Origin of the sequence: Photorhabdus africana (genome assembly GCF_035181445.1) — a bacterium.
GTDB classification, from domain to species: Bacteria; Pseudomonadota; Gammaproteobacteria; order Enterobacterales; family Enterobacteriaceae; genus Photorhabdus; species Photorhabdus laumondii.
On sequence record NZ_JAXBVE010000016.1, the window covers coordinates 76,097 to 100,309 of the forward strand.

The following is a 24,213-nucleotide window of genomic DNA, read 5'->3' on the forward strand; positions in this document are numbered from 1 at the left end:
ACTCGTCTGTATTATTATGGATGGTAAACAGGCTCAGGCCGTGACCTGCGAAACCTGATGGACTACCATGCAATCTAATGGAGATAAAAGAAACCTTATGAGAGGCCCATTGCTTGATGCCATCCCTCTGACTTCCCTACGTGGCGTCGGGGCAAATCAGGCCGCAAAATTAGCAAAAATAGGGCTGGTTAATTTGCAGGATCTGCTGCTGCATTTCCCGCTGCGTTATGAAGACCAGACACGCCTTTATACTATTAATGATCTTTTACCCGGTATTTCCGCCACCGTCACAGGTGAAATCCTGCGTACCGATGTTACTGTTAGTCGTCGTCGAACCCTGATCTGCAAAATTAGCGATGGTACCGGCGTGCTCACACTGCGCTTTTTTAACTTTTCGGCGGCAATGAGAAACAATCTCGCGAAAGGGAAACAGGTTGTTGTCTATGGTGAAATCAGAAGAGGCGGTCAGGGTGCCGAAATTATTCATCCTGAGTATAAGATTCAAAATCATACTGGAAATGTACAGCTTCAAGAGACATTAACACCGATTTACCCGACAACAGAAGGTGTTCGTCAGGCGACGCTGCGTAATCTCATTGATCAAGCACTGAAATTACTGGATACCTGTACAATCAATGAACTTTTACCGGAAGAACTTAGCCGTTCTATTATTAGTCTGCCGCAAGCACTGCATACCTTGCACCGCCCAACACCAGATATTGCGCTGGTGGATCTGGAAACCGGCAAACATCCAGCTTATCGCCGTCTGGTTCTGGAAGAACTTTTAGCTCACCATTTGAGTATGTTAGCCGTCAGAGCTGGCGTACAACGCTATCACGCTCAATCGTTGCCGACTGAGGACAAGTTAAAACCGCAATTCCTTAATCGCCTGCCATTTTCTCCAACCCATGCGCAACAACGGGTTGTCACGGAAATTGAACAGGATCTGGCAAAAGATGTTCCCATGATGCGACTGATTCAAGGCGATGTAGGTTCAGGAAAAACGCTGGTTGCCGCATTAGCTGCGTTGCGTGCCATTGCACATGGTAAACAGGTCGCCTTAATGGCACCGACTGAACTACTGGCAGAACAGCATGCAAATACATTCCGGCGATGGCTGGAACCTTTGGGTATTCAGGTCGGCTGGCTGGCAGGTAAGCAAAAGGGGAAAGCACGTCAGAAACAACAAGAAGCCATTGCCAACGGTCAAGTCGCCATGATTGTTGGTACGCATGCCATGTTTCAGGAACAAGTGAAGTTTTCCGGTCTGGCGCTGGTGATTATTGATGAGCAACATCGGTTTGGTGTGCATCAACGTCTGGCTTTATGGGAAAAAGGACGTGAACAGGGTTTTCATCCTCACCAATTGATTATGACGGCCACCCCGATTCCCCGTACCTTAGCCATGACTGCTTATGCGGATCTTGATACTTCTATTATTGATGAATTGCCACCGGGGAGGACACCAGTCACAACCGTTGCGATCCCGGATACGCGCCGTGAAGAAATTATCAAACGGATCAGAAACGCCTGTCTTGATGAAAACAGACAAGCCTATTGGGTCTGTACGCTGATTGAAGATTCCGATGTGCTGGAAGCTCAAGCGGCACAAGCCACCAGTGAAGAATTGACGCTCGCTTTACCGGAACTGAAAGTCGGGTTGGTACATGGCCGAATGAAAGCCGCAGAAAAGCAGCAAGTGATGGAAGCTTTCAAATGTGGAGAATTACAGCTTCTGGTCGCCACAACGGTTATCGAAGTGGGCGTGGATGTGCCGAATGCCAGTTTGATGATCATCGATAACCCGGAACGGCTCGGCTTGGCGCAACTTCATCAGTTACGCGGCCGAGTTGGCCGTGGCGCTATCGCTTCTCATTGTGTTTTACTTTACAAAACACCGCTGAGCAGTACCGCCAGAATACGCCTGCAAGTGCTTAGAGACAGTAACGATGGTTTTGTTATCGCACAGAAAGATCTGGAAATTCGTGGCCCCGGGGAGCTATTAGGAACACGCCAAACTGGGAATGCGGAATTTAAGGTAGCTGATTTACTAAGAGATCAGGGAATGTTGCCGGAAGTTCAGCGTATTGCCCGACATCTCCACCAGCATTATCCTGAACATGCCCGTGCCTTGATTGAACGCTGGCTACCGGAACGGGTACATTATGGTAATGCGTGATTGAGAACATACCCGTCATCTTTCAAGTTGCCTCTTTGTTGGCTGCACTCTCTCACCCCGGTCACATCGTTATCTATGCTCCCGGGGATTCGCTCCCTTGCCGTCGCGATCCATCTTGAAATCCATAGGGTATATATCAGAGCGGGCTTTTCGTTTCTCAACGCTGCCAAAAATAGGGATATCTGGTTTTATCCAATCATTAAGATGCTCTGCTATAGAGATTTCTTTTAATTATTCTATTAAATTGATAATGTATTATTGCCAAAGGAATAGAAAATAGAACTACAATTATTCCTAAATTAGCACCAGCGTTAAAATATATCCCCAGAAAATATAACAGATAAATCTATGATAGGAAATTATCATCAATGTAATATTGAATTACTAAATTTAAATAGTACATATTTCTATTAACCCAATGAATGTAATTTTAAATATTTTCTTTTCGAAGTATAAAACCTTGATGGGGGTCACACAAATAATAGTTTTGTTGGTCTTTTTTATCCTATACTTATATTTCATTATGGTACATGTTAGGATGTTTTTAAATTAGAGCTAAATAAATCTACGTTGATATAATGGAGAGCTTAATATGATTTATGTCAAAAGTCTTTCAGAGAATATGGTTAAAGTTGCAATTAGCAAATGGAGTAGTGACGAAGGTAATGACGAATATATTGAAATTAATAAAGGAGAGGTGGCTCAATGGGATAGATCAGATCAGCGCGGTTTTTTAATGTCAGTAGTACGCGAAGATAATATTTCAGTGTTGTATTCAATAAAATCAGATGGCTACTTAATTATTTATAGTAACAAGGTTGAAAATAACGGCAGCCGGATAGACTCTTTATATTCGATACCCTCTGCCTAAAAAATTTATTATCGCACTAGTTTTTTTAATTTAATTTTTGTTCGTATATCGTTGAGTTTAATGCAAATATTTATTATTGATATAGTGGAGGATTTATGATTTATGTTAAAAATCTCTCAACTGAGCCGGTTAAAGTTTCGGTTAATAAATGTGGAGAGGAAGGTAGAGAGGAATATTTACATCTTGATTGTGAAAATGTAAAGGTGTGGGATCTATCCGATACGCATGGTTTTATATTATCAGTAATACAGAGAGGTATTGAAAAATCATATTCTGCTTCTCATAACAGTTTTATTATTATTTTTAATGATTATGTACAAGATAGCGGCACCAATATATCTCATCAAGAGAAATAAATGAGAGCTTGTCATCCGATTTAATTGAGTGTTAGACAAAATTAAATCACCATAATCAGGAATGGAATCTCCATTCCTGAACTATTTATATTCAACGGTTTGCTACTTTCTCCCCTAATGCTTGTTTTTCTGCTTGATTGATAAAGATATTTCCAGCCTCTTTATAATTAATCAGTTGTTTTATCAACTTCCGCTGACAGAATTTCCAGACTGGGTGTTTAGCCCCAATATTTGATGAATAAGATAATAGAAAAAAATTATCGACTGATAACTATAGATTAATACCAAATTGATTTTTTGGTAGTTGGTTTTAGATTATTTTTTATCGATAAAGCGTAAAAATTAAAATTATGAGACTTGGGCAACAGAATTTAGGGGGGATATACATCTTTACTGCTACTTTTATTAATACGCAAACATGTAACTTAATTTACTAAGTATTAACTGCAAAGCAAAGAATAAAAATCACCAAAAGGGGCGCAATATATTTTCTATTTATAAAGAAATGAGTTACTTTGTTTCTTTAGGATTTACATTAAAAACTATTTCGTAGAGAGCGGGAGTGATAAAATTTCAAGTAAATACTCGATAGGTTGAATTATTATATTTTTCTCAGTCATTGGTTAATGGTCTGCAATAACAAAATAACACTTAATAAATTAACTAATCATATTCACTATGCTCTTTAAGTCCTGAATGACGAAGTTTCTCGGAAACTAATTGATAATCATTGCGGAACCAAATGGCGCGGGTAAATTGACGCTCATTTATGTTGTTGAGACACTCCTCATCAGTAAAGGCGAAAGTAAGCGGATAATGACTTTTTTATCGTAAAACAAAGGTAAAGAAGAACCAGACACCAGACAACTCATTGAATTATTTTTACTTTATTGGAATACCATCACGCTGGACGCTCTGCATTGCCAGACAGAAACCCTCAATCTTATCACCCAGCGTTAGGACGATTTCATTGCGGTATATTTACTATACAATTCGTTTACAAGCTATTTCATAAGTTTTCGCATCTTCCCGTTTACCAACAGCGATCACCAATATTACGATCTCTTCTTCTATCACTTGGTAAACCAGACGAAAGCCTGAAGAACGGAGTTTAATTTTAAAGCAGCCAGCCAGATTACCGTGTAATCTGGCTGAATCAATATAGGGATTGTTCTGTAACTTCCGTAGCTTCTTTTTAAATTGGTCGCGTATGCTCTGATCCAGTTTGTACCACTCTTTCAGGGCTCGTTCGTCGAAATCGATATTAAATATCATCAAGGTTTACCCTGATACGTCTAGCGGGATTTTTAAGACGGTCACGTACCACTGCTAAGATGTCTGCATCTTCATCATGATCTGCCACCATAACGGAAACTTCAGTGAACGGCAGCTTTTCATTCTCCACAACATAGCGCAGAAAAAGACGTAGCGCATCGGATGGCGATAAGTTCAGTTTCTCAAATGTCTGATACGCACTTTTTTTAAGTTCTTCATCAACTCTGATCTGAATAGTACTCATAACGTTATCTCCTGTAATGACATTTGTATTACATTCTATTGCATAACATTTGTAATGCAATAAAAATTTTTTGCTATAAGTGGAGTATAGAATCGCTGATAACTATTACCGTCGATCAAATCTGATTTTTTTAACAAAATATTCACGATCTTGCGCTGGGTAACAAGCGGTGCTGACCATTTCTGAAGTCCCGCCTATCTATAATTAAAAGTTATCAGTATTATTTCCTATTATCCTTTTAATCAAAGAATAGTTAATATTCTTCATGGCAATAGAAATTCCTCTTAACCTACAAGGGATAGGTTTCACGGCATAGACTCCTTGTGGGTAGAGAAGTAAATCCGATATGACCTTATTAGGAGAACAATAAGTGATGTATGGAAATTATTCCCGCACAACTGGCTAAGAACCAGTTTGGTGATCTGCTTAGGAAAGTTCAGCGTGAACCTGTGGAAATTAGTAAGCATAGTAAGCGTGTGGCAGAATCATGAAACGTTATTTACATTAATACGTTAGCGATGAATTAGATATAATTTTTTAATATTGGTTAATTTTCGAACAAATATGAGGAAGTAAAATAAATATAAAACACTTATGATATGTTTTGTGGAAACTATTATTCTTATAATAATTATGCCGTTTAAACAATAGAGAGATGCCAATGATCCGTCGTTATGCCTTTAATGCTAAATTGATTTTTGGGTAGTTGGTTTTAGATTATTTTTTATCGATAGATGGTACAGATTAAGATTATGAGCCTTGGCAACAAAACTTAATGAAGAAATACGGGGTTATTTGATGGCTCAGTATGCTGTTTACCGCAATAAATCCCCTAAATCGAGAGAGTAATACCCTTTCATTATCGACATTCAGAATGACCTATTAGACGATTATAATTCACGGACAATATTACAAAGTCAGTGACAACGGTAGCAAAGAATTGCCTCAAATAGACGCGTTAAGAGCAAAAGATACCCAAAAGTCATCTTGGTTGGCGGTTAGCTATTTTAATTACTGGTGGCTCCATGCACTTTTAACCATAATAGCTATTCGAGCCATTTTAAACGGTAGGTAATGTATGGAAATTATTCCCGCACAACTGGCTAAGAACCAGTTTGGTGATCTGCTTAGGAAAGTTCAGCGTGAACCTGTAGAAATTAGTAAGCATGGTAAGTTACAGAATTTAAAAGCCGTTCTGGCTGAATCTATTGCACAAGCTGATCGTGGCGAATTGCACAGTATTGATGATGTATTTGCACCGTTGACAGTTGATGAACTTGAGGGTAGGGCTTAAGGATGAGTGTCCGATTTACGAAGAAAGCCAGAGAGCATATTCGTGCAATAAAACTTTTATGAGCCGATAGGGGGAGAATGTCGCGGAAGCTTATTCAACTTCGTTGCGTGTGACTATGACGGAAATTCTTGATCGTCACCCATCCCCCGGTCGTGATCGCAGTGAGGATCTTTATTTTGGTGTACTGAGTTTCCCCATAGAGAGCCACATTATTTACTACCGGGAAGTTCCGACTGGTATTGAAGTGTTGGCGGTGTTGCATCAGACGCAAGATCCACATAACCATCTATACCCTATGGATTTCAAGATGCATCGCGACGGCAAGGGAGCAAATCCCCGGGAGCATAGATAGAGGCGATAGAAGTATTATTATCAGAATGACTACTCCTGTCCGGTTGTCAATATTATTTCATCTATTCGCCGCTCGAATTTGCTCTGTATCCGGGTGACAATCCACAAGGAACACCATCATCTCAGTGGCATCTTTGCTCAGGTAGAAGCGGACCATCTTTTCGTTGAACTCATGTACTTTCGCCGCAGGCACGCTGATGGCGTCTATACCGTTTGACATCAAAATACCATTCATCATGAAACGGGAAGTACGTTTATTACCGTCAAAAAAGAATTGCTGTAACGCACCAAAAAGGAAGAATGCAATTCCCTTTTCAAAAGGCTGACACTCATCCAATGCCGCCATACCGGCTTGAAAAATGCGGTTCAATTCTGGTGCGCCTGATACGGTAGGTAACGGAATATGCCGACCACACTCACCCAAACTAACATCTGGGGTGTAGCTGGCCTCCCGCCCTTCTCCACGGAACGTTCCCCACTCCAAAGCTTCATTACGGGCAACTATACTATGAAGTTTAGTAAACATAGCCTTGGTCAACTCAAATTGACCTTTTTTCACCAGTGATAACAAGCGTTTGGAACTTTCTGCAAGATTCAGTACTTGCTCCTGATCAGAAACCTTCCTACCACCGACAGTTACACCGTCCAATAATGTTTTCACTTCGGGGAAAGTAAAAGGATTGCCTTCAAGAACGCTAGCATCCCAAACAAATTCTGGTAGCATCCGGTGAAAACGAAAGCATACCCGCTCAATAGAATGAATCGGAACAATAAGAGGAACCGAAGATCGGTCCCAACGAAACCCCAGAGCGTTAAAAAGCTTCATCGTTGTTCATCCTTCTTACTATATTTGAATGCGTTAAATTATAAGTAAAACACAGTAAAAGACCATCTCCCCTGACTTTCCCGCCAGAAACGCTCCCGCTTGACGAACTGGTCCGTTAAGTTGACGCTGCCACTAATTTCGAATTTATCCGCGAATTAATCGCCCCTTTGTATTGCCACAATAATGGTCGGCCTGCCATCGATCCGGTCAGGCTAATTAAAATAATAACCTGCCATGTCTGGAAGGCCAGTAAAGAGCTGGCCAGAGAAAACCGATTAGCCTCATGGGGAGAAAAGATTTACAAACGACGAAAGGAGACGATAGAGCGCAGTTTTGCAGATGTTAAGCAGCACACGGACACCGTTATTTTTAACAAGGTTTGTCAACGGTCTGACTATTTACCATGTAAATGGTGTTCCATATACTGTCAATTATTCATTATTTCACAAACATAACTTAGCGGAAAAATGAAACACACATTGAGCGTAGACAAAAACAAAGACCATTTGTATCCTGTATCGATACAGGATACTATCAACCATGATTAAGACGTTCCGGGATCAGTGGTTGGATGATTATTACTTTCGCGGTGAAAAATCACCCAACATACCCAGCACAATTGAAAGTGCTTTAAAGCGTAAGCTCGATATTATCCATGTCGCTAAAGGCGAGAAAGATTTAAGAGTGCCACCGGGTAACAGATTTGAGCATCTGGAAGGCAATCTAAAGGACTGGTGTTCGATCCGCGTTAACAAGCAATATCGCCTGATATTCCAATGGGATGCAGGCGAGGCTAACGGGATCTATCTGGACCCCCATGCATACAGGTAAGAGGTGAAACTATGATTGAAGCACTAAAAATTCCCGCGCATCAACCTACCAGTGTGGGCGCTATGCTCAAAGAAGAATTTCTGGAACCCTTGGGGATCACCCAGGGCGAACTGGCAAAAGCTATGGGCGTAGGCCGGAAGACTGTCAATGAGCTGTGCGGTGGTCGGCGTGGAGTGACTGCGGAAACGGCCTTTTTGCTGGCAAAGGTTTTGGGAACCACACCGGAGTTTTGGCTTAACCTCCAGTTCATCAATGACATGTGGCTGGCTCAGCATAATGAGGTTTTGGCTGACAAATTGGAACACGCGCGGCCCTTGGTGGCCGCCTAGTTGCGAATATATTGCGTTGTATTGTCGTTTTGACGGTGAAACTATGACGGTGCTTGCGTGACTGCTCCCCGCCGTAAAAAACGGCGAGGCTTCCCACTTCTCAGGCCACAACCGTCGATGCAACGGATTTACGCTGGCCTCCGTGGGCAGAAACGTCTCATACCCGCTCAATAGAATATGTACAGGGAAATTCTTTGGCAGAACATTTGGATAAGATATTCCAAAAATTGACGATAAATTCAGAAAAATAACCAAAATAAAGTTAGGTATTCTGCAAAAATATTTCCCTACTACCGTCATAGTTATCGCCTCAATTACATTAGTAACAAAATTGAACAGTAGTGGAAAATTTGAATTATGCATTACAGCAGAACACAACAACAATACTGCACCAACTGCATAGCTGGTGCAGTACCTTGCTAATTTATCCCTACACAGCCGGGAATACCGGCAACAACAGATAGAGTTTAATCACAATCGCGTTAACGATATCGATAAAGAATGCGCCGACCATCGGCACCACCAGAAACGCCACATGAGATGGCCCGAAGCGATCGGTAATCGCCTGCATGTTCGCAATGGCGGTAGGTGTCGCGCCTAAACCGAAACCACAGTGACCCGCCGCCAGCACCGCAGCATCATAGTTTTTACCCATCACCCGATAGGTGATAAAAATCGCATACAATGCCATGACGATGGCTTGGATAGTGAGAATGACCAACATGGGTAATGCCAACGAGGCCATCTGCCACAATTTCAGGCTCATTAATGCCATTGCCAGAAACAGGGAAAGGCTTACGTTACCCAGTACAGAAACCGCTCGGTCAAAGACTCGGTAAAAACCTAGCACCGACAGACTGTTACTGAGGATAACCCCGATAAATAACACACAGACGAACGTCGGTAATTCAAACCACGTACCTTGCAGAAGTTCAGATACAAAATTACCTGCCATCAGACAGATAGCGATCAAGGCGATCGTTTCCAGCATCACCAACGCTGTGATCATCCGCCCGGTATACGGTTTTTCAAATGCCGTTGGCACTTCGGTATCATCGCCCCTCAAGCCCGGGGTTTGTGTGTTTCTCACCAGAAAACGGGCAACTGGTCCACCAATCAAACCACCCAGTACTAAACCGAAAGTCGCACAAGCCATTGCCACTTCTGTTGCGTTTTCAAAACCATAACGATCACTAAACAGTTTACCCCAAGCGGCACCGGTACCATGACCACCAGATAGCGTAACAGAACCCGCCAGTAAGCCCATTAATGGGTCCAGCCCTAACAGTTCAGCCAAGACGATACCCACTGTGTTCTGAACCAGCAACAAGCCAACAACAACGAAGACAAACGTGAACAGAACCTTACCACCCGCTTTCAGGCTGGCAAGATTGGCATTCAAGCCGATAGTGGCGAAGAAAGTTAACATCAAAGGGTCTTTAAGAGATAAATCAAAGTTGATTTCCCAGCCTGTTGTTTGTTTAACCGCTAAAAGAATCAGAGCAACTAACAGACCACCGGCGACCGGCTCAGGAATGGTGTATTTTTCAAGAAATGGGACGGATTGTACAAGTTTACGCCCAAGTAATAGTACTAATGCAGACGCAACGAGCGTGCCATAAACATCAAGATGATACATCTATGTACCCCAGCTATATTGTTAAAATTATGTAAGTTATTACGACGTTATACTCATCCTTTAGAGAACGCCAAAAGCAGGCAACGCTGGATTAGAAAAAAAATCTGCAACAAACACAAGTTAAAACATATAAAAATGTGACCAGAGCGAATCATGGCAACCGCTAATTTTACAGTTCGCTCCTGATTGGCTGAAAACGTTACTCTCTTCCGATACTGCTGCTGGCGGTCTGACAGCCATCACTCTTAATCTGGTGTTTCCTCAGGAGAAATAGTCTTTCTACAAAGCTGATATCGGGTTACACATTATCAACTCATCACGCACGTATACCTGTTATCTTTCAAGTTGCCTCTTTGTTGGCTGCACTCACCCCGGTTACATCGTTCTCTATGCTCCCGGGGATTCGCTCCTTTGCCGTCGCGATGCATTTTGAAATCCATAGGGTATATATTTCATCATCGTGCGTGATGATGATTTATCTCCTAACGGTTGGAAGGCCAAATAAAATCGTTACCAACCCAACCATCAAGATCGTATTCACTCATACACTGCTCAGCAAACCCTTTCAATTGATCCACTAAGCCCGTGGCTTGGGAAGCCAATAACACATCGACTCTGATAGCTTCGTGGTTGCCGGAATAATTGCGCTCGTATAATTCATGCCTGCCAGCAAATTCCGTACCGATCGAGTCCCAAATCAGTTTCATGAGCTTGACTCGCTCAACTGCACTGTAACCATTAGAGCCACGCATGTATTTATCAAGATATGGAGACAGTTCCGGGTTGGAAAAATCGCGGGCATGAGAGTTAATATAAATCAAGGCACTGCCCAGATCCTGTTCAATAATCTCTTTTACCCGCGGGTAACCCAGCGTCATAAACCAACGATAAGCTATCCCATACTCGTACCGAGGCAATAGGGCATCTCCACTCCAAGGCTCCGGGGATTTAATCATCGCATCACTGAGCGCCCAAAACATATTACGCCATGACAATACTTCACCAACCCGTGCTTGCACGCCACGAAAATCCTTCGTACCCGTAGCTTCAACACCCTTAATAAGCAACCCAGAAAGAAAATCAAGTTTAACCGCCAATCGAGTCACACCATGCAACATAGCCCGATGAAAATAACCCGATTCAGCAAAAAATAACGAAACTTTATCTACATCTCCATAGATAAATATATTTTCCCAAGGAACCTTCACTTTATCCAGAATCATTATCGTATCGTTCTCATCAAATCGGGACGAGAGCGGATAATCAAAAGGACTGCCCATTTTATCAGCCGCCATTGCGTAAGAAGGACGACAAATTAATTTCACTCCCGGGGTATTCATCGGCAAGGTAAAGACCAACGCAAATTCCCGTTTCTTTATTGGTAAACCGTAATGACCAATAAAGTTGTAGTGACTAATCGCCGATCCTGTGGCAACAACTTTAGCGCCGCTGACAATTAATCCATCATCACACTCTTTTTCAACATGAATACAAATATCCCCAATTTCATCAGGTGATAAATGACGATCTATTGGCGGATTAATAATCGAGTGATTCCAATAAAACACGCTTTCCTGCGAACGGATATACCAGCTTTTTGCATTATCAGCAAAATCACCATAAATTTCCGGTTTTACGCCGAGCGAGGTAAGAAACGAAGCCTTATAATCAGGGCTTCTACCCAACCAACCATAACTCATGCGAGCCCACGCGGCGATAGCATCACGATCAGCAATTAAATCCTGCTGTGAGCGCGGTATACGGAAAAAAGGGTGTGTTACACCACAACTACCCGTATCTGTCGCCGTGGTCAGTACGTCACGATAAGCAGGATCGTGCAAAGCGTCATAGAGTTTCGCAACAGCTCGGGCCGGATTTTGAAAAGCCGGATGGTTGACAACATCGTGAATGCGTTCACCATAAGCCCAGACTTCCCGACCATCATTTAGCCCATCCAGAAATTCCTTTCCTGTAAGTGGGCGGGTTGTGCGGATATTACCCTCATTCGACGATTTTTGTTTCATGTTTTCTGACATAGAAGATTCCTTACATTTTTTATTTACCGGAAGATGGGTGAAAATAAACTATGCAGTGTTATTTCAAGCATCAATCAAACTGAGAAAGGAATAGAAAGGAATAACGAAAAAATATCATTATTCCATTTATAGCCATCCATTAATACATTAATTCATTCGGATGTCATTGGCTATATTGTCATGCAATAAAATATAGATTTAATAATTATATTAATCACACAACATAATTATTAGCAACTTCACACAAAATGCCAAGTCATTAATAAAAACTTAGCACAAAAAACAAAAACACAATTAGTCAAAGATTAAACCTTGAATTTTATTTTAATAGAATAAAACGATAACGAATAATTCATTACTTTTTCATTTCATACCCTGAAATTATTAGAAATAACAACTAATATAGTGACTTGTTGATATTTTTATTGTTAAATTATACAAAGGAAGCTATAAGCCGATTAGATTGGAGTCTGATGATGAGATGGTTAGGAAAATCGCTGGTTACTCTGTTATTACTGGTAATACTGGCAGTAATCACTGTTTATGCCGTGATGCAAACAAACTGGGGAACACACCAGCTTAGTCAATGGCTGAGCCATCACAGCCGCTATCAGGTCCAAATCGGCAATATCGAACATAACTGGTCACAACCAGGTACCCTGGCATTTTCCAATATTGTCATTAGCAATCAGCAACAGACTTTCATTTTAGCGGCTCAAGTTGTCGCATTCGATTTCAACTGGCAGCAACTGACTTCCCCGCGTCATTTTCATCGTCTGTTATTGCAACAGGGCCAATTAACAATCAGAGGCCAGCAACAATCCTTACCTTTTAGCGCCAACATTCTCCAACTTAATCAGATGGCTATTCAGTCAGAAAATGCAAGCGGGCAAATTCAAGGGCAAAACATCACCGGCGGTATCACCCCCTGGAACCCACAATCAAATACGTTGGCAGGGAATGGGGAATTTCAATTCAGCGCTGATAAACTGAATTTCAATGATATTTCTCTCGAAAAAGTCATTATACGAGGAGATAACCAGCAAAATACCCTCACTCTCCGTTCATTTGGTGCAACATTGGCACAGGGTTCGGTATCAGGTAATGGGCAGCGTCTGCCTGATGGTAGCTGGCAGTGGGATAATTTACTTATCAGCAATATTCGTTGGCAAACGCCAATGACACTTGAAGAGTTATTGCTAAAAACAGACAAATTACCCGCAGTCAGCATCAAAGATCTGAGTCTCACTAATGCCAAGCTGGAAGGTAAAAACTGGTCTGCTAACTATCTGGATGTCTCAGTAAAAAATGTCGGGTTGACTAACGGGAACTGGCAGGCAAAAGAGGGCATCATTGATTTCAACGTTATGGATACTACACTGAATGATCTTCATTTCACCGATGTTATTGGTCACCTTCTTCTTGCAGGCAATAAACTCGCTATTTCCAATCTCACTTCCCGTTGGGAAAAGGGATTATTCCACGTCAAAGGGCAATGGAATCACCAAACGAAGCAATTCAACATCACCAATGCAACGGTTGCCGGTTTAACTTACACCTTGCCACAAAACTGGCATCAGTTGCTGAAAAAATCATTGCCTGAGTGGATATCCGAATTTTCCATTAACGAGCTGACAATTAACAACAGCTTGCTGATTGATATTAACCCCGATTTTCCATTCCAGCTTACTGCCCTCAGTGGTTATATCTATGACATGGAATTACTGAAAGAAGGGAAATGGGGAATCTGGCGTGGCTCTTCGAACCTAAGTGCCACCAGCGCAACATTTAACAAAGTTGAATTACGTCGCCCTTACCTTAAATTACATACAGAGGGAAATAAACTGATCTTCGACCAATTAGATGCCTCTGTTGATGATGGATTACTGAAAGTGAAAGGTACAGTAGATCAACAGGTACAGAAGCCATTTACTTTAGATTTCCGGGGAATAGATGCAGATTTAGCGATTTTGCCTCAATGGCGGTGGGTGCCGTTGAAATTACAGGGTAAAGGCAATTTCACGCTGTTAATACAGGGAGATCTTGCTGCTGATGATATTAAAAGTACTATCGATGGTTCATTGACTGCCACGGATAAACAATCAGGCAGCGAAACTCAAGTCATTAATAAGGGGCAAATATCCACCCCAAACTGTGAAACCTGTCCGGTTGTTAAGTTATAGTAACGAATATTCGGGTACCTATGTACCCGACTCAACCCTATAATAATTACTTTCTATTTCAATCCATTAATAAAACCCCCGATCAGTATCAACCGAAAAACCGTATTAATATCGGTGACATTAAAAACGCAATTAAATTTCACCAATGAAGTTGTAACAAGGTACAAAAAATGACATGTATACTGCCTGAATATATTGAAAACAAGCTGCAAAATTATGACCGTATTGTTGTCGGTGGCATCATCAGAGATCAAAATGGCAATATTCTGTTCTTACAACGAGCTCCTGATGAATCCCCGCCAAATCTCTGGGAAATTCCTTCTGGCGGTGTAGAAAAAGAAGAAAATCTATTACAAGCGCTATCTCGTGAAATAGAAGAAGAGACCGGGCTGCTTCTTGATGATGTTATTGGTTTTCTAAGCGCGGTGGAATATTCTATTAAGGAGACTCGATGCCTCCAGGTAAATTTCAATGTCATATGCACAGGTGAAGTTAAACTTTCACCTGAACACACGCAATATCAATGGAGCAATATAGATAATTTCCGCAGTAAACTTGATGACTTTATGTTGCGTGTACTCAACGAGTCGTGAAAGTCCCCCAGTGGCATATTTAATGCCACTGAGAAATCTAAGCAATAGCCGTATAAGCATTCGGCAATACCATGTAGGTGCCCGTAAATACCGCACCGATTCCCTGATCACCGCTAACAATCACATCCAACTTCACTCTCGCTTTACTGCCTTGTGCCAAACGAGCCAAATCGCCGCTCATATTTTTAAGATCGGCAACAGATTTTGGTCTGCCAACAACCGGTTTTTTGTAGCGGATATCAGCATCAGCCAAAATGATATCACCACCTAGTTGACGTTCCTGTAACAACAACCAGATCAATCCCCAACCGGTCAGGGTTGCCAGAGAAAACAGACTACCAGCAAAGATAGTTTGGTGAGGATTTTGATTCCCGGCTTCCGGCATGGTGGTAATAAAGCTTTGACCGGTATATTGAGAAATTCGTACCCCCATTTTTTCACTGAGGGGAATATGTTTGTACCAAGCCTGTTGCAGTTCGTTGCACCAATCTGGCCGGTGAAGAATATCATCAAGTGTTGCAACCGGCTTTATCATCAGAAAATGACGAATGGGTGTCGTTTGTGGGCTAGTAATTGGCCCACGGTTTTCAAACCCCAATTTACTGAAAAACTCCACCGCATGTTCACGAGCACTGCATACTACCCGTTTAACACCCTCTTGACGGGCAACAGATTCCAGGGCCATTGCGATTAATTTTCCTAAGCCTCTACCTTGCATGTTGGGATGCACTGCCAGAAAACGGATTGCCCCTTCACTATCCGCATTAATATATAAACGCCCTACCGCCACCGGGTTGCCTTTCTCATCCACAACCATCTGGTGATGAGCCATCGTGTCGTAACCATCTTTCTCAGAGCCTACAGGCTGATGCAGTGGCTTCCGCAACATTTCCCAACGAAATCGGTAATATGCTTCCAGTTCTTGTTCTGTTTCAGGTACTCGCAGATGATACATAGAAACTGCCCCTTTCTTTTGATCATGATGTTTAATCGGGGATGGTTGCGTTCTACTGGCTATTTTTGGTTGCTAGACCTGCAACCAGAAAGTGACTGGCCCATCGTTTGTCAAGCTGACTTTCATATCGGCAGCAAACCGCCCGATTTCTGTTTTTACACCACTTTGGCGGCATTGTTCAACAAAATAGCGATATAATTCGTCGGCCTTATCTGGGGCAGCGCCACCGGAAAAACTGGGTCGCATGCCCTTTTGAGTATCGGCAGCCAGTGTAAACTGGGAGACAACCAGCAAACTGCCTCCGATTTGTTGGACGTTCAAGTTCATTTTGTCCTGTTCATCACTGAATATCCGATACCCTATCACCTTCTCACACAACCGTTTTGCCTTCTGTTGATCATCTCCTTTCTCAACACCTAGCAACACCAGCAGGCCGTGACCAATTTCCCCAACCACTTCGTTCTTAACAACAACATTTGCCTGTGTTACCCGCTGGATTAACGCGATCATATTTTTCCTTTGCTCAATAGTAGCATCAGCACACTATCCTCTATTATCTGTTCAATCCCTCATTATGTTCAGAAAAACCGATTGCTTCGAAATAATTTGGCACGGTCTGCCTATCAACAACATGAACGCTATTGATCCCTAATGCCTCGGCCGCTGCCACATTTTCCAACACATCGTCAAAAAACACCGCCTGATCCGGTGAAAAACCTTCTGTCTCAAGCACATATTTGAAAATATCAGGTTCAGGTTTACGCATTGCCAAATCCTGCGACAAATAGAGGTAATCAGCGGATGCCGCAATCTCAGGATAATGATGTGGCCAGTAATCCAGGTGCAAACGGTTGGTGTTGGATAACACCACAACCCGGTGTCCCGCCTCACGCAATGTTTTCATTATCTGAATGACTTCAGGCCGAATATTAATAAAGATAGCATGCCATCCAGCAGCAAACTGCTCAAAACTGAGTGAAATATTCATTTCCTGACATAAAGTATCAGCGAATTCCAGATCAGTAATTTGACCACGCTCATGTTTTTCAAACGTTTCTCCTATAGAGAAACTTTTTGTCAAAGCCGCAAGAGGTGTCCCGCTCAAATTACTCCATACCGCTAAAACTCTTTTAAAATCAATCTCAATAATCACATTACCCATATCGAAGATATATAACATAATTACCCCCTGGCTAATTAATAACTTTTTACTTTAATCGTATTTTCAATTAGAAAACAGTACGGACAAGTAAAAAGCGAATCACTTCACGGTATTTTTCTTACGAAACGATAAAGTAGCACCCAGATTAAAAAAGTCGAGTAAGGTGTTATAGTTATGTTATGGTTCCTCCTCTGTATCGGCCTTCTTCTGGCTGGATATTTCATATATGGCAAAATTGTTGAAAAGATATTCACTATTCGACCAGAAAGAAAGACCCCTGCTCTTTCTATGGCTGATGGTGTTGATTACGTTGCGATGTCCACCCCAAAAGTTTGGTTAATTCAGTTACTCAATATTGCCGGCGTTGGCCCTATTTTCGGCCCGATTCTTGGTGCCCTCTATGGCCCGCTTGCCATGCTGTGGATTGTATTCGGCTGTATCTTTGCCGGTGCAGTACACGATTACTTCTCCGGTATGCTCAGTGTGCGTGCCCGCGGTGCATCCGTGCCCATTATCGTTGGTAACGAACTGGGCAAAACCATGAAGCATTTCATGAACATATTTGCGGTTATTCTGCTGATGCTAGTTGGCGTCGTCTTTGTTCTGAGTCCAGCCGGCTTACTGAATAACTTGCTGAAAGAGGCAATGGGTTGGGATAACATTGCTATCTGGGTCGGTGTTATCTTTGCTTACTATATTCTCGCAACGCTGGTGCCTATTGATAAAATCATCGGTCGCCTTTACCCACTGTTTGGTGCATTGCTGCTGTTTATGTCTGTCGCGCTGATGGTCGGTTTAGCAATGAGCGATAAGCCTTTCTATTCACAAGGATTAGATTTCACCACTAACTTTAACCCGAAAGATCTGCCGGTCTGGCCATTGCTGTTTGTCACGATTGCCTGTGGCGCTATTTCTGGTTTCCACGCCACTCAATCTCCGCTGATGGCACGTTGTATGCAGAATGAAAAAAATGGCCGTTTCGTTTTCTACGGTGCAATGATTGGTGAAGGTATTATCGCACTAATCTGGTGTACATTGGGCCTGAGCTTCTATGAAGATACTAACGCATTACAGGCCGTGATTGATCAAGGTACGGCCTCTCTGGTTGTTCACGAAGTATCCACGTCTCTGTTAGGTACTGTCGGCGGTATTCTGGCAATCCTTGGTGTGGTGATTTTGCCAATTACTTCTGGTGATACCGCATTCCGTTCTGCCCGGCTTATTATTGCTGAATTCCTGAATATCCCTCAGCAACAAATGACCAAACGTCTGTTATTAAGTGTGCCAATGTTTATTGTCGGTTATCTGATTACCAAAACCGATTTCAATATCATCTGGCGTTATTTCGGTTGGGCGAACCAAACCACAGCAATGGTCATGTTATGGGCTGCTTCCGCATGGCTGCTGCGCCGTAATAAATTCCATTGGATTACCACCCTACCAGCCATGTTTATGACCGCGGTGTGTTTCACCTATCTGGCATTTGCACCAGAAGGTTTTGCGCTAAACTGGAATATCTCTGTTGTTATCGGCCTGGCGGCAATGGCGGTTGTCACAATGACTTTTTTTGCAAAAGTCCGCGCCCAATCAGCTTCCGATAATATAAAAGCCAAAACATTAAATGAGTAAAAACCCAAGAAAAGATTAAATATCACAACAGCCCCTCACGATAAAAAGTTGAGGGGTTTTAATCGCCGACCTCCTTTATCGTGATAAGAAAAACTTATTCCTCCTGAAAATATCAGGCGAGATATCACATGGATATTGATAATTTAAGCGTTACGACCAGAACAATGAGTGTCTACATATTGCAAGTTATGCCAGAAGCTCACGGCTCATTATCGTGACAAACAATGAAAAAGAACTCATCTGGGTAGAGGATTAATTGTAGAAATTTGGCTAGATTAGGCCATTTAAAAGCAAACCTACGAATAGTCGTTAAATTGGGAAGTTTCCAGGCAAAGATACGATTTGTCGTTTTTAATCGTTTCCTGCTTAACTATTAAATAAAAAACAACTCATTGTAACTCTCGCCAAATGATAATCACGCAGATCCTGCTGAATAGTGGCAGACATAAATAAGATTGACTACAATTGTTATTAGCAGCACACTACGAATAGTGGGTTAAATTATACACCGTTCGAATACCATGCTTTAATAAATGTAGGTTTGTACGTTTTCAAATGCGATACCAAAGAGAACAACGCCCATTAATGGCACCAAAGCTTTTCTTTTAATGGACAACTTGTCTTTGGATAATTGATCGCTTGTATCGAAGTAAACGATCCTAAACTGAGCTCGATAAATTCCCGACCCTGAAGAAAGCAATCTACTACAGGGAAAGGTCTTGAATGTTTTTAGAAAACAGGAGAATCAACCATGTATATGTTTTTACCTTTTTTACTCGCATTATTTGCGGTTATCACCACCCTATATGGCAAGTATAAAACGAGTTATACCTTATGGGGCCTTCTTTCGGTGACGACTGTAGCTTGGTTTATCCATCATGCAACTGATTCGTTAAATCTATCTTTTTAACGGGAGACAATCTGATGAATCAGGTATTAGCAACAAAACAACAGATCAGCTTCGGCATGATATTTAACCTCATAGGGTTATTTGCTATTAGTGCTGTCCTAACCCTTGCCTTCTATTATCAATTGGTCCTTTCAGAACTCCCTTGTCCATTATGTTTGCTACAGCGAGCAGGCATGATCATGATAGGGTTTGGTTTCCTGTTTAATCTGTGTTTTGGTATCAAAAGTGCGCACTATGGCTTATCACTTATCGGCTGTGTCGTGACTGGCATTGTTGCGATCCGACAAGTATTTTTACATATCACACCCGGTGATCTCGGTTATGGTTCCGCGCTTTTTGGTATACATTTCTATACTTGGGCCCTTATCTGCTCAGTTATCGCGATTATCGGCATATCCGTCATGCTGATATTAAAAAGCTTGGAAAAAACAACCGAAGAAAAGCAAAAAACGCCTGCCATCGGTCAGATTATTATCGGGTTATTTGTCATATTAATTACCGCAAATTTAATCTCCACTATTTTGGAGTGTGGCGGTGGGCAGTGTGATGACAACCCAACGTTCTATCAATTGCTCGGTAAATAATTCATTTGTTAAAAAACTCAGGGCGCCATTGGCGCCCTAAGCATTGGTATTGCAGGAAAGATTATGCTTCTTTGCTGCGATACGCACGACGGCGTTCGTTTTCCGTCAAATGGCGTTTACGCAGACGAATAGACACCGGGGTCACTTCTACCAGTTCGTCATCATCAATAAACTCCAACGCTTGCTCCAGGGTTTTCTTAATATGTGGAGAGAGGGTTGTCGCTTCGTCAGTACCAGATGCACGGACGTTAGTCAGTTTCTTACCTGTCAGACAGTTAACTGTCAGGTCATTAGAACGAGAATGAATACCGATCACCTGGCCTTCATACACTTCCGCACCATGACCAAGGAACAACTTACCGCGATCCTGTAAGCTGTAAAGTGCATAAGCAACCGCTTTACCCTGACCATTGGAAATCATCACGCCGTTCTGACGGCGACCGATTTCACCCGGACGAATATCATCATAGTGGCTGAATGTTGCATACAGCAGACCGGTACCGGAGGTCATTGTCAGGAACTCAGTACGGAAACCAATCAGACCACGGCTTGGAATAACATAATCAAGGCGTACACGGCCTTTACCGTCTGGTAGCATGTCGCGCAGATCCGCTTTACGCTCACCCAACGCCTGCATCACATCTCCCTGATGTTGCTCTTCAATATCCAGAGTCACCTGCTCGAAAGGTTCTTGTTTGCGACCATCGATTTCACGGAAGATAACTTTCGGACGAGATACCGCCAGCTCAAAACCTTCACGGCGCATGTTCTCAATCAGAACAGATAAGTGCAATTCACCACGGCCAGAAACACGGAACGCATCTGGATCTTCTGTTTCTTCGACACGCAGGGCAACATTGTGAACCAACTCTTTCTTCAAACGCTCAAGGATTTGGCGTGAGGTGACATATTTGCCTTCACGTCCACAGAAAGGGGAGGTGTTAACACAGAAATACATACTCACTGTCGGCTCATCAACAGCCAGCGGTGGCAGCGCTTCAACAGCATTCGTATCACACAGCGTATCGGAGATATTCAGCTCACCCAAGCCGGTAATCGCAACGATATCGCCCGCTTCCACTTGCTCACTCTCAATACGCTCCAGCCCTAAGTGGCCCAGTACCTTACCGATCTTACCGTTCCGGGTTTTACCTTTGCTATCAATAATCGTGACGTTCTGGTTTGGCTTAACAGTACCACGTTTGATACGCCCAATGCCGATAACACCAACATAGTTATTGTAGTCAAGCTGAGAAATCTGCATCTGGAATGCGCCATTCAGGTCAACTTTCGGTGGCTCTACATGATCGACAATCGCCTGATACAACGGCGTCATATCTTCCGCCATATCTTCATGATCAGTACCGGCAATTCCCATCAATGCTGATGCATAGATAATAGGGAAATCCAGTTGTTCATCCGTCGCACCCAGATTGACAAACAGGTCAAACACCTGATCCACAACCCAATCAGGGCGTGCGCCAGGACGGTCAACTTTGTTAATGACCACAATCGGTTTCAAACCATGAGCGAACGCTTTCTGTGTCACAAAACGGGTCTGAGGCATTGGCCCGTCCATAGCATCGACCAGCAAGAGTACACTGTCAACCATAGACATAACACGTTCTACTTCACCGCCGAAATCGGCATGTCCCGGAGTGTCTACGATATTAATACGGTAGTCATTCCATTTAATGGCGGTATTTTTTGCGAGAATAGTAATTCCACGCTCTTTCTCCAAATCATTGGAGTCCATCACACGCTCTGTCGCTGTCGCACGGTCACCGAAAGTACCGGATTGTTGCAGCAGCTTGTCAACCAAGGTAGTTTTACCATGGTCAACGTGCGCGATGATGGCGATATTACGCAATTTTTCGATCACAAACTTTGCCTCAGGCATTTTATAAATGGCGCGCTATTGTACACACATTGGTCGAAGGACTAAACAGGATCACAATAATCTATGCTGAACAACTTGATAACAATGAAATTGTGATCCCTTTCACGCCCATAAACAGACGCACTTTCGGCACAAATGCACTAATATTGTGCTTCGCAGTAACATAATTGCACTAATTTAGTGCAATTTTCCCGAATATCAAGGTATCCCATCACGGGTATACTCACAACACAGTATATGGCAAGGCGTTAAAAAGTTGGCACGCTTTTCGCAAATGCTTTCGTGATTGAATTGATTTTCACAACTATACCCTATGGATTTCAAGATGCATCGCGACGGCAAGGGAGCGAATCCCCGGGAGCATAGCTAACGATGTGATCGGGGTGAGTGAGTGCAGCCAACAAAGAGGCAACGTGAAAGATAACGGGTATATAAGTTTGCAAACGTATAAATAGCCTTGTTAAGGTAAAACGATGTGACTGTGTTTTCTTTAGTCTTAACCACGACCATTTTATCAAGACCGACACAAACCAGGAGAAACCGAGTATGTCCGTTGAACATGTTTTAACCATGATTGAAGAGCATCAGGTGAAGTTTATTGATTTGCGTTTCACTGATACCAAAGGCAAAGAACAACATATGACCATTCCTGCTCATCAGGTTAATGCAGACTTCTTTGAAGATGGCAAAATGTTTGACGGATCTTCAATCAGCGGTTGGAAAGGGATTAACGAATCTGACATGGTACTGATGCCAGACTCAAGCACAGCCATGCTTGATCCCTTCTTTGACGATGCCACATTGACTCTACGTTGTGACATTTTGGAACCAGGCACCATGCAAGGCTACGACCGTGATCCCCGTTCCATCTCCAAACGTGCTGAAAACTTCCTGCGTTCAAGCGGAATTGCCGATACTGTCCTGTGTGGACCAGAACCTGAGTTTTTCCTGTTTGATGACGTGCGCTTCAGCAGTGCCATGTCTCATTCTTACTATCACATTGATGATATCGAAGCTGCATGGAATTCCGGGACGCAATACGAAGGCGGTAACAAAGGCCATCGGCCTGCGGTAAAAGGCGGTTATGCTCCGCTGCCTCCTGTTGATTCTTCGCAGGATTTACGTTCAGCGATGTGCCTGACGATGGAAGAGATGGGGTTGGTTGTAGAAGCTCACCATCATGAAGTGGGAACAGCAGGCCAAAATGAAATCGCTACCCGCTTCAACACCATGACCAAAAAAGCGGACGAAACCCAGATTTACAAATACGTCGTACATAATGTCGCGCACAATTTTGGCAAAACCGCAACCTTTATGCCAAAACCACTGGTTGGTGATAATGGTTCCGGTATGCACTGCCATATGTCTCTGTCTAAAAACGGTACTAACCTGTTTGCCGGTGACAAATACGGCGGTCTATCTGAACTGGCGCTATTCTACATTGGCGGTATTATCAAACATGCTCGTGCGCTGAACGCGTTTACCAACCCGACAACCAACTCTTATAAACGTTTGGTGCCGGGCTATGAAGCACCGGTTATGCTGGCCTACTCTGCCCGTAACCGTTCGGCATCCATCCGTATTCCGGTTGTTGCCAGCACCAAAGCTCGCCGTATTGAAGTACGTTTCCCTGATCCGGCGGCTAACCCTTATCTGGCATTCGCCGCTCAATTGATGGCTGGCCTTGACGGCATCATCAATAAAATTCATCCCGGTGATGCGATGGATAAAAACCTGTATGACCTACCACCGGAAGAAGCCAAAGAGATCCCAACTGTCGCCTCTTCTCTGGATGAAGCACTGGCAGCACTGAATGCCGACCGTGAATTCTTGACCCGTGGCGGTGTATTCACCGATGACGCCATTGATGCTTATATTGACTTGAAAAACAGTGAAATAGAGCGGGTCCGTCTGACACCACATCCACTGGAGTTTGAACTCTATTACAGTGTGTAATTAGCCGCGCCGTTTCCGCTGATCATTTTTTGTTGCCGTGAAACCTTTAGCCCATCTTCGGATGGGCCTTTTTCCTGCCATCTAAATTTCAGGCTTTGACTGGGTTTTAC

General features: G+C 42.8%; 22 protein-coding genes and 4 pseudogenes. 17 read left to right on the forward strand and 9 right to left on the reverse strand.

Going from position 1 to position 24,213, the window contains the following annotated elements; all coding sequences use genetic code 11:
- Window positions 1-97: 97 nt before the first annotated feature.
- The 4 genes and pseudogenes from recG to SLS51_RS11230 all read left to right on the forward strand — a co-directional run.
- Window positions 98-2,179 (forward strand): ATP-dependent DNA helicase RecG, encoded by a 2,082-nt coding sequence (gene recG, locus SLS51_RS11215; protein ID WP_323838327.1) that lies wholly within the window; start codon window positions 98-100, stop codon window positions 2,177-2,179.
- 592 nt (window positions 2,180-2,771) lie between these two features.
- On the forward strand, window positions 2,772-3,050 hold the full coding sequence (locus SLS51_RS11220; RefSeq protein WP_323838329.1) for a hypothetical protein: 279 nt from the start codon (window positions 2,772-2,774) through the stop codon (window positions 3,048-3,050).
- Between the two features lie 95 nt (window positions 3,051-3,145).
- Complete coding sequence (locus tag SLS51_RS11225; RefSeq protein ID WP_323838331.1) at window positions 3,146-3,406, forward strand: hypothetical protein; 261 nt, start codon at window positions 3,146-3,148, stop codon at window positions 3,404-3,406.
- 834 nt (window positions 3,407-4,240) lie between these two features.
- Window positions 4,241-4,363, forward strand: a pseudogene (locus SLS51_RS11230) (ISAs1 family transposase); the annotation flags it as partial.
- A 27-nt stretch (window positions 4,364-4,390) separates the two neighbouring features.
- On the opposite strand, the gene SLS51_RS11235 reads toward SLS51_RS11230, so the two are convergent.
- Complete coding sequence (locus SLS51_RS11235; RefSeq protein WP_011144654.1) at window positions 4,391-4,681, reverse strand: type II toxin-antitoxin system RelE family toxin; 291 nt, start codon at window positions 4,679-4,681, stop codon at window positions 4,391-4,393.
- The gene (locus SLS51_RS11240) at window positions 4,671-4,925 is read right to left on the reverse strand and encodes a type II toxin-antitoxin system RelB/DinJ family antitoxin (protein ID WP_011144653.1); all 255 of its coding nucleotides are present in this window, start codon (window positions 4,923-4,925) and stop codon (window positions 4,671-4,673) included. Before SLS51_RS11240 ends, SLS51_RS11235 begins: the two co-directional genes overlap by 11 nt.
- 377 nt (window positions 4,926-5,302) lie before the next feature.
- On the opposite strand from SLS51_RS11240, the pseudogene SLS51_RS11245 reads away from it, so the two are divergent.
- From SLS51_RS11245 to SLS51_RS11255, 3 genes and pseudogenes are all read left to right on the forward strand, one after another.
- Window positions 5,303-5,407 (forward strand): annotated as a pseudogene (locus tag SLS51_RS11245) (type II toxin-antitoxin system prevent-host-death family antitoxin); the annotation flags it as partial.
- A 596-nt stretch (window positions 5,408-6,003) separates the two neighbouring features.
- Window positions 6,004-6,219 (forward strand): type II toxin-antitoxin system prevent-host-death family antitoxin, encoded by a 216-nt coding sequence (locus tag SLS51_RS11250; RefSeq protein ID WP_323838334.1) that lies wholly within the window; start codon window positions 6,004-6,006, stop codon window positions 6,217-6,219.
- Window positions 6,220-6,328: 109 nt separating this feature from the next.
- The gene (locus tag SLS51_RS11255) at window positions 6,329-6,571 is read left to right on the forward strand and encodes a type II toxin-antitoxin system RelE/ParE family toxin (protein WP_323838380.1); all 243 of its coding nucleotides are present in this window, start codon (window positions 6,329-6,331) and stop codon (window positions 6,569-6,571) included.
- Window positions 6,572-6,628: 57 nt separating this feature from the next.
- On the opposite strand, the gene SLS51_RS11260 is transcribed toward SLS51_RS11255, so the two are convergent.
- The gene (locus SLS51_RS11260) at window positions 6,629-7,396 is read right to left on the reverse strand and encodes a Fic family protein (RefSeq protein WP_323838336.1); all 768 of its coding nucleotides are present in this window, start codon (window positions 7,394-7,396) and stop codon (window positions 6,629-6,631) included.
- A 71-nt stretch (window positions 7,397-7,467) separates the two neighbouring features.
- On the opposite strand from SLS51_RS11260, the pseudogene SLS51_RS11265 reads away from it, so the two are divergent.
- The 4 genes and pseudogenes from SLS51_RS11265 to SLS51_RS11280 form a co-directional block, all read left to right on the forward strand.
- Window positions 7,468-7,623: pseudogene (locus tag SLS51_RS11265) on the forward strand (transposase); the annotation flags it as partial.
- Window positions 7,615-7,763 (forward strand): annotated as a pseudogene (locus SLS51_RS11270) (transposase); the annotation flags it as partial. The pseudogenes SLS51_RS11265 and SLS51_RS11270, both read left to right, overlap by 9 nt.
- Before the next feature lie 173 nt (window positions 7,764-7,936).
- Window positions 7,937-8,227: a type II toxin-antitoxin system RelE/ParE family toxin gene (locus tag SLS51_RS11275; RefSeq protein ID WP_323838338.1), complete on the forward strand. Its 291-nt coding sequence runs from the start codon at window positions 7,937-7,939 to the stop codon at window positions 8,225-8,227.
- Window positions 8,228-8,238: 11 nt separating this feature from the next.
- Window positions 8,239-8,556, forward strand: a complete 318-nt coding sequence (locus tag SLS51_RS11280) for a HigA family addiction module antitoxin (RefSeq protein ID WP_139654436.1) — start codon at window positions 8,239-8,241, stop codon at window positions 8,554-8,556.
- Window positions 8,557-8,986: 430 nt separating this feature from the next.
- Here SLS51_RS11280 and gltS read toward each other — a convergent pair whose 3' ends face one another.
- Together gltS and SLS51_RS11290 are read right to left on the reverse strand one after the other, a co-directional pair.
- Window positions 8,987-10,195, reverse strand: a complete 1,209-nt coding sequence (gene gltS, locus SLS51_RS11285) for a sodium/glutamate symporter (protein ID WP_323838341.1) — start codon at window positions 10,193-10,195, stop codon at window positions 8,987-8,989.
- Between the two features lie 482 nt (window positions 10,196-10,677).
- Window positions 10,678-12,231, reverse strand: a complete 1,554-nt coding sequence (locus SLS51_RS11290; protein WP_323838343.1) for a 4-hydroxyphenylacetate 3-hydroxylase family protein — start codon at window positions 12,229-12,231, stop codon at window positions 10,678-10,680.
- A gap of 473 nt (window positions 12,232-12,704) precedes the next feature.
- Here SLS51_RS11290 and SLS51_RS11295 point away from each other — a divergent pair, with 473 nt between their 5' ends.
- Together SLS51_RS11295 and SLS51_RS11300 are read left to right on the forward strand one after the other, a co-directional pair.
- On the forward strand, window positions 12,705-14,414 hold the full coding sequence (locus tag SLS51_RS11295) for an AsmA family protein (protein WP_323838345.1): 1,710 nt from the start codon (window positions 12,705-12,707) through the stop codon (window positions 14,412-14,414).
- A 170-nt stretch (window positions 14,415-14,584) separates the two neighbouring features.
- Window positions 14,585-15,007, forward strand: coding sequence for an NUDIX hydrolase (locus tag SLS51_RS11300; RefSeq protein ID WP_323838347.1), 423 nt, complete (start codon window positions 14,585-14,587; stop codon window positions 15,005-15,007).
- Window positions 15,008-15,044: 37 nt separating this feature from the next.
- On the opposite strand, the gene fabY is transcribed toward SLS51_RS11300, so the two are convergent.
- The 3 genes from fabY to yihX form a co-directional block, all read right to left on the reverse strand.
- Complete coding sequence (gene fabY, locus SLS51_RS11305; protein WP_323838349.1) at window positions 15,045-15,962, reverse strand: fatty acid biosynthesis protein FabY; 918 nt, start codon at window positions 15,960-15,962, stop codon at window positions 15,045-15,047.
- Between the two features lie 72 nt (window positions 15,963-16,034).
- Window positions 16,035-16,472 carry a D-aminoacyl-tRNA deacylase gene (gene dtd, locus SLS51_RS11310; protein ID WP_011144641.1) on the reverse strand — a complete coding sequence of 146 codons (438 nt, stop codon included), beginning with the start codon at window positions 16,470-16,472 and terminating at the stop codon, window positions 16,035-16,037.
- 43 nt (window positions 16,473-16,515) lie between these two features.
- Window positions 16,516-17,142, reverse strand: a complete 627-nt coding sequence (gene yihX / locus SLS51_RS11315; RefSeq protein WP_323838352.1) for a glucose-1-phosphatase — start codon at window positions 17,140-17,142, stop codon at window positions 16,516-16,518.
- Window positions 17,143-17,298: 156 nt separating this feature from the next.
- Between yihX and SLS51_RS11320 the strand changes: the two genes are divergently transcribed.
- The 3 genes from SLS51_RS11320 (at window position 17,299) to SLS51_RS11330 (ending at window position 20,247) form a co-directional block, all read left to right on the forward strand.
- Complete coding sequence (locus tag SLS51_RS11320; protein ID WP_323838354.1) at window positions 17,299-18,753, forward strand: carbon starvation CstA family protein; 1,455 nt, start codon at window positions 17,299-17,301, stop codon at window positions 18,751-18,753.
- 757 nt (window positions 18,754-19,510) lie between these two features.
- Window positions 19,511-19,663 (forward strand): DUF5993 family protein, encoded by a 153-nt coding sequence (locus SLS51_RS11325; RefSeq protein ID WP_041380504.1) that lies wholly within the window; start codon window positions 19,511-19,513, stop codon window positions 19,661-19,663.
- Between the two features lie 14 nt (window positions 19,664-19,677).
- Window positions 19,678-20,247 carry a disulfide bond formation protein B gene (locus tag SLS51_RS11330; protein ID WP_323838356.1) on the forward strand — a complete coding sequence of 190 codons (570 nt, stop codon included), beginning with the start codon at window positions 19,678-19,680 and terminating at the stop codon, window positions 20,245-20,247.
- Window positions 20,248-20,308: 61 nt separating this feature from the next.
- On the opposite strand, the gene typA is transcribed toward SLS51_RS11330, so the two are convergent.
- On the reverse strand, window positions 20,309-22,147 hold the full coding sequence (typA, locus tag SLS51_RS11335) for a ribosome-dependent GTPase TypA (protein WP_323838358.1): 1,839 nt from the start codon (window positions 22,145-22,147) through the stop codon (window positions 20,309-20,311).
- 546 nt (window positions 22,148-22,693) lie between these two features.
- Between typA and glnA the strand changes: the two genes are divergently transcribed.
- Window positions 22,694-24,103 (forward strand): glutamate--ammonia ligase, encoded by a 1,410-nt coding sequence (gene glnA / locus SLS51_RS11340; protein WP_323838360.1) that lies wholly within the window; start codon window positions 22,694-22,696, stop codon window positions 24,101-24,103.
- Window positions 24,104-24,213 lie beyond the last annotated feature (110 nt).

Excerpts from the sequence above, each read along its gene's own strand:
- SLS51_RS11300 (WP_323838347.1), top strand. The coding sequence starts at position 14,585 with ATGACATGTATACTGCCTGAATATATTGAAAACAAGCTGCAAAATTAT.
- yihX (WP_323838352.1), bottom strand. The coding sequence starts at position 17,142 with ATGTTATATATCTTCGATATGGGTAATGTGATTATTGAGATTGATTTT.
- dtd (WP_011144641.1), bottom strand. The coding sequence starts at position 16,472 with ATGATCGCGTTAATCCAGCGGGTAACACAGGCAAATGTTGTTGTTAAG.
- typA (WP_323838358.1), bottom strand. The coding sequence starts at position 22,147 with ATGCCTGAGGCAAAGTTTGTGATCGAAAAATTGCGTAATATCGCCATC.
- recG (WP_323838327.1), top strand. The coding sequence starts at position 98 with ATGAGAGGCCCATTGCTTGATGCCATCCCTCTGACTTCCCTACGTGGC.
- SLS51_RS11275 (WP_323838338.1), top strand. The coding sequence starts at position 7,937 with ATGATTAAGACGTTCCGGGATCAGTGGTTGGATGATTATTACTTTCGC.
- SLS51_RS11250 (WP_323838334.1), top strand. The coding sequence starts at position 6,004 with ATGGAAATTATTCCCGCACAACTGGCTAAGAACCAGTTTGGTGATCTG.
- SLS51_RS11220 (WP_323838329.1), top strand. The coding sequence starts at position 2,772 with ATGATTTATGTCAAAAGTCTTTCAGAGAATATGGTTAAAGTTGCAATT.
- SLS51_RS11320 (WP_323838354.1), top strand. The coding sequence starts at position 17,299 with ATGTTATGGTTCCTCCTCTGTATCGGCCTTCTTCTGGCTGGATATTTC.
- SLS51_RS11225 (WP_323838331.1), top strand. The coding sequence starts at position 3,146 with ATGATTTATGTTAAAAATCTCTCAACTGAGCCGGTTAAAGTTTCGGTT.
- SLS51_RS11280 (WP_139654436.1), top strand. The coding sequence starts at position 8,239 with ATGATTGAAGCACTAAAAATTCCCGCGCATCAACCTACCAGTGTGGGC.
- SLS51_RS11240 (WP_011144653.1), bottom strand. The coding sequence starts at position 4,925 with ATGAGTACTATTCAGATCAGAGTTGATGAAGAACTTAAAAAAAGTGCG.
- fabY (WP_323838349.1), bottom strand. The coding sequence starts at position 15,962 with ATGTATCATCTGCGAGTACCTGAAACAGAACAAGAACTGGAAGCATAT.
- SLS51_RS11260 (WP_323838336.1), bottom strand. The coding sequence starts at position 7,396 with ATGAAGCTTTTTAACGCTCTGGGGTTTCGTTGGGACCGATCTTCGGTT.
- SLS51_RS11235 (WP_011144654.1), bottom strand. The coding sequence starts at position 4,681 with ATGATATTTAATATCGATTTCGACGAACGAGCCCTGAAAGAGTGGTAC.
- SLS51_RS11290 (WP_323838343.1), bottom strand. The coding sequence starts at position 12,231 with ATGTCAGAAAACATGAAACAAAAATCGTCGAATGAGGGTAATATCCGC.
- SLS51_RS11330 (WP_323838356.1), top strand. The coding sequence starts at position 19,678 with ATGAATCAGGTATTAGCAACAAAACAACAGATCAGCTTCGGCATGATA.
- SLS51_RS11295 (WP_323838345.1), top strand. The coding sequence starts at position 12,705 with ATGATGAGATGGTTAGGAAAATCGCTGGTTACTCTGTTATTACTGGTA.
- SLS51_RS11325 (WP_041380504.1), top strand. The coding sequence starts at position 19,511 with ATGTTTTTACCTTTTTTACTCGCATTATTTGCGGTTATCACCACCCTA.
- glnA (WP_323838360.1), top strand. The coding sequence starts at position 22,694 with ATGTCCGTTGAACATGTTTTAACCATGATTGAAGAGCATCAGGTGAAG.
- gltS (WP_323838341.1), bottom strand. The coding sequence starts at position 10,195 with ATGTATCATCTTGATGTTTATGGCACGCTCGTTGCGTCTGCATTAGTA.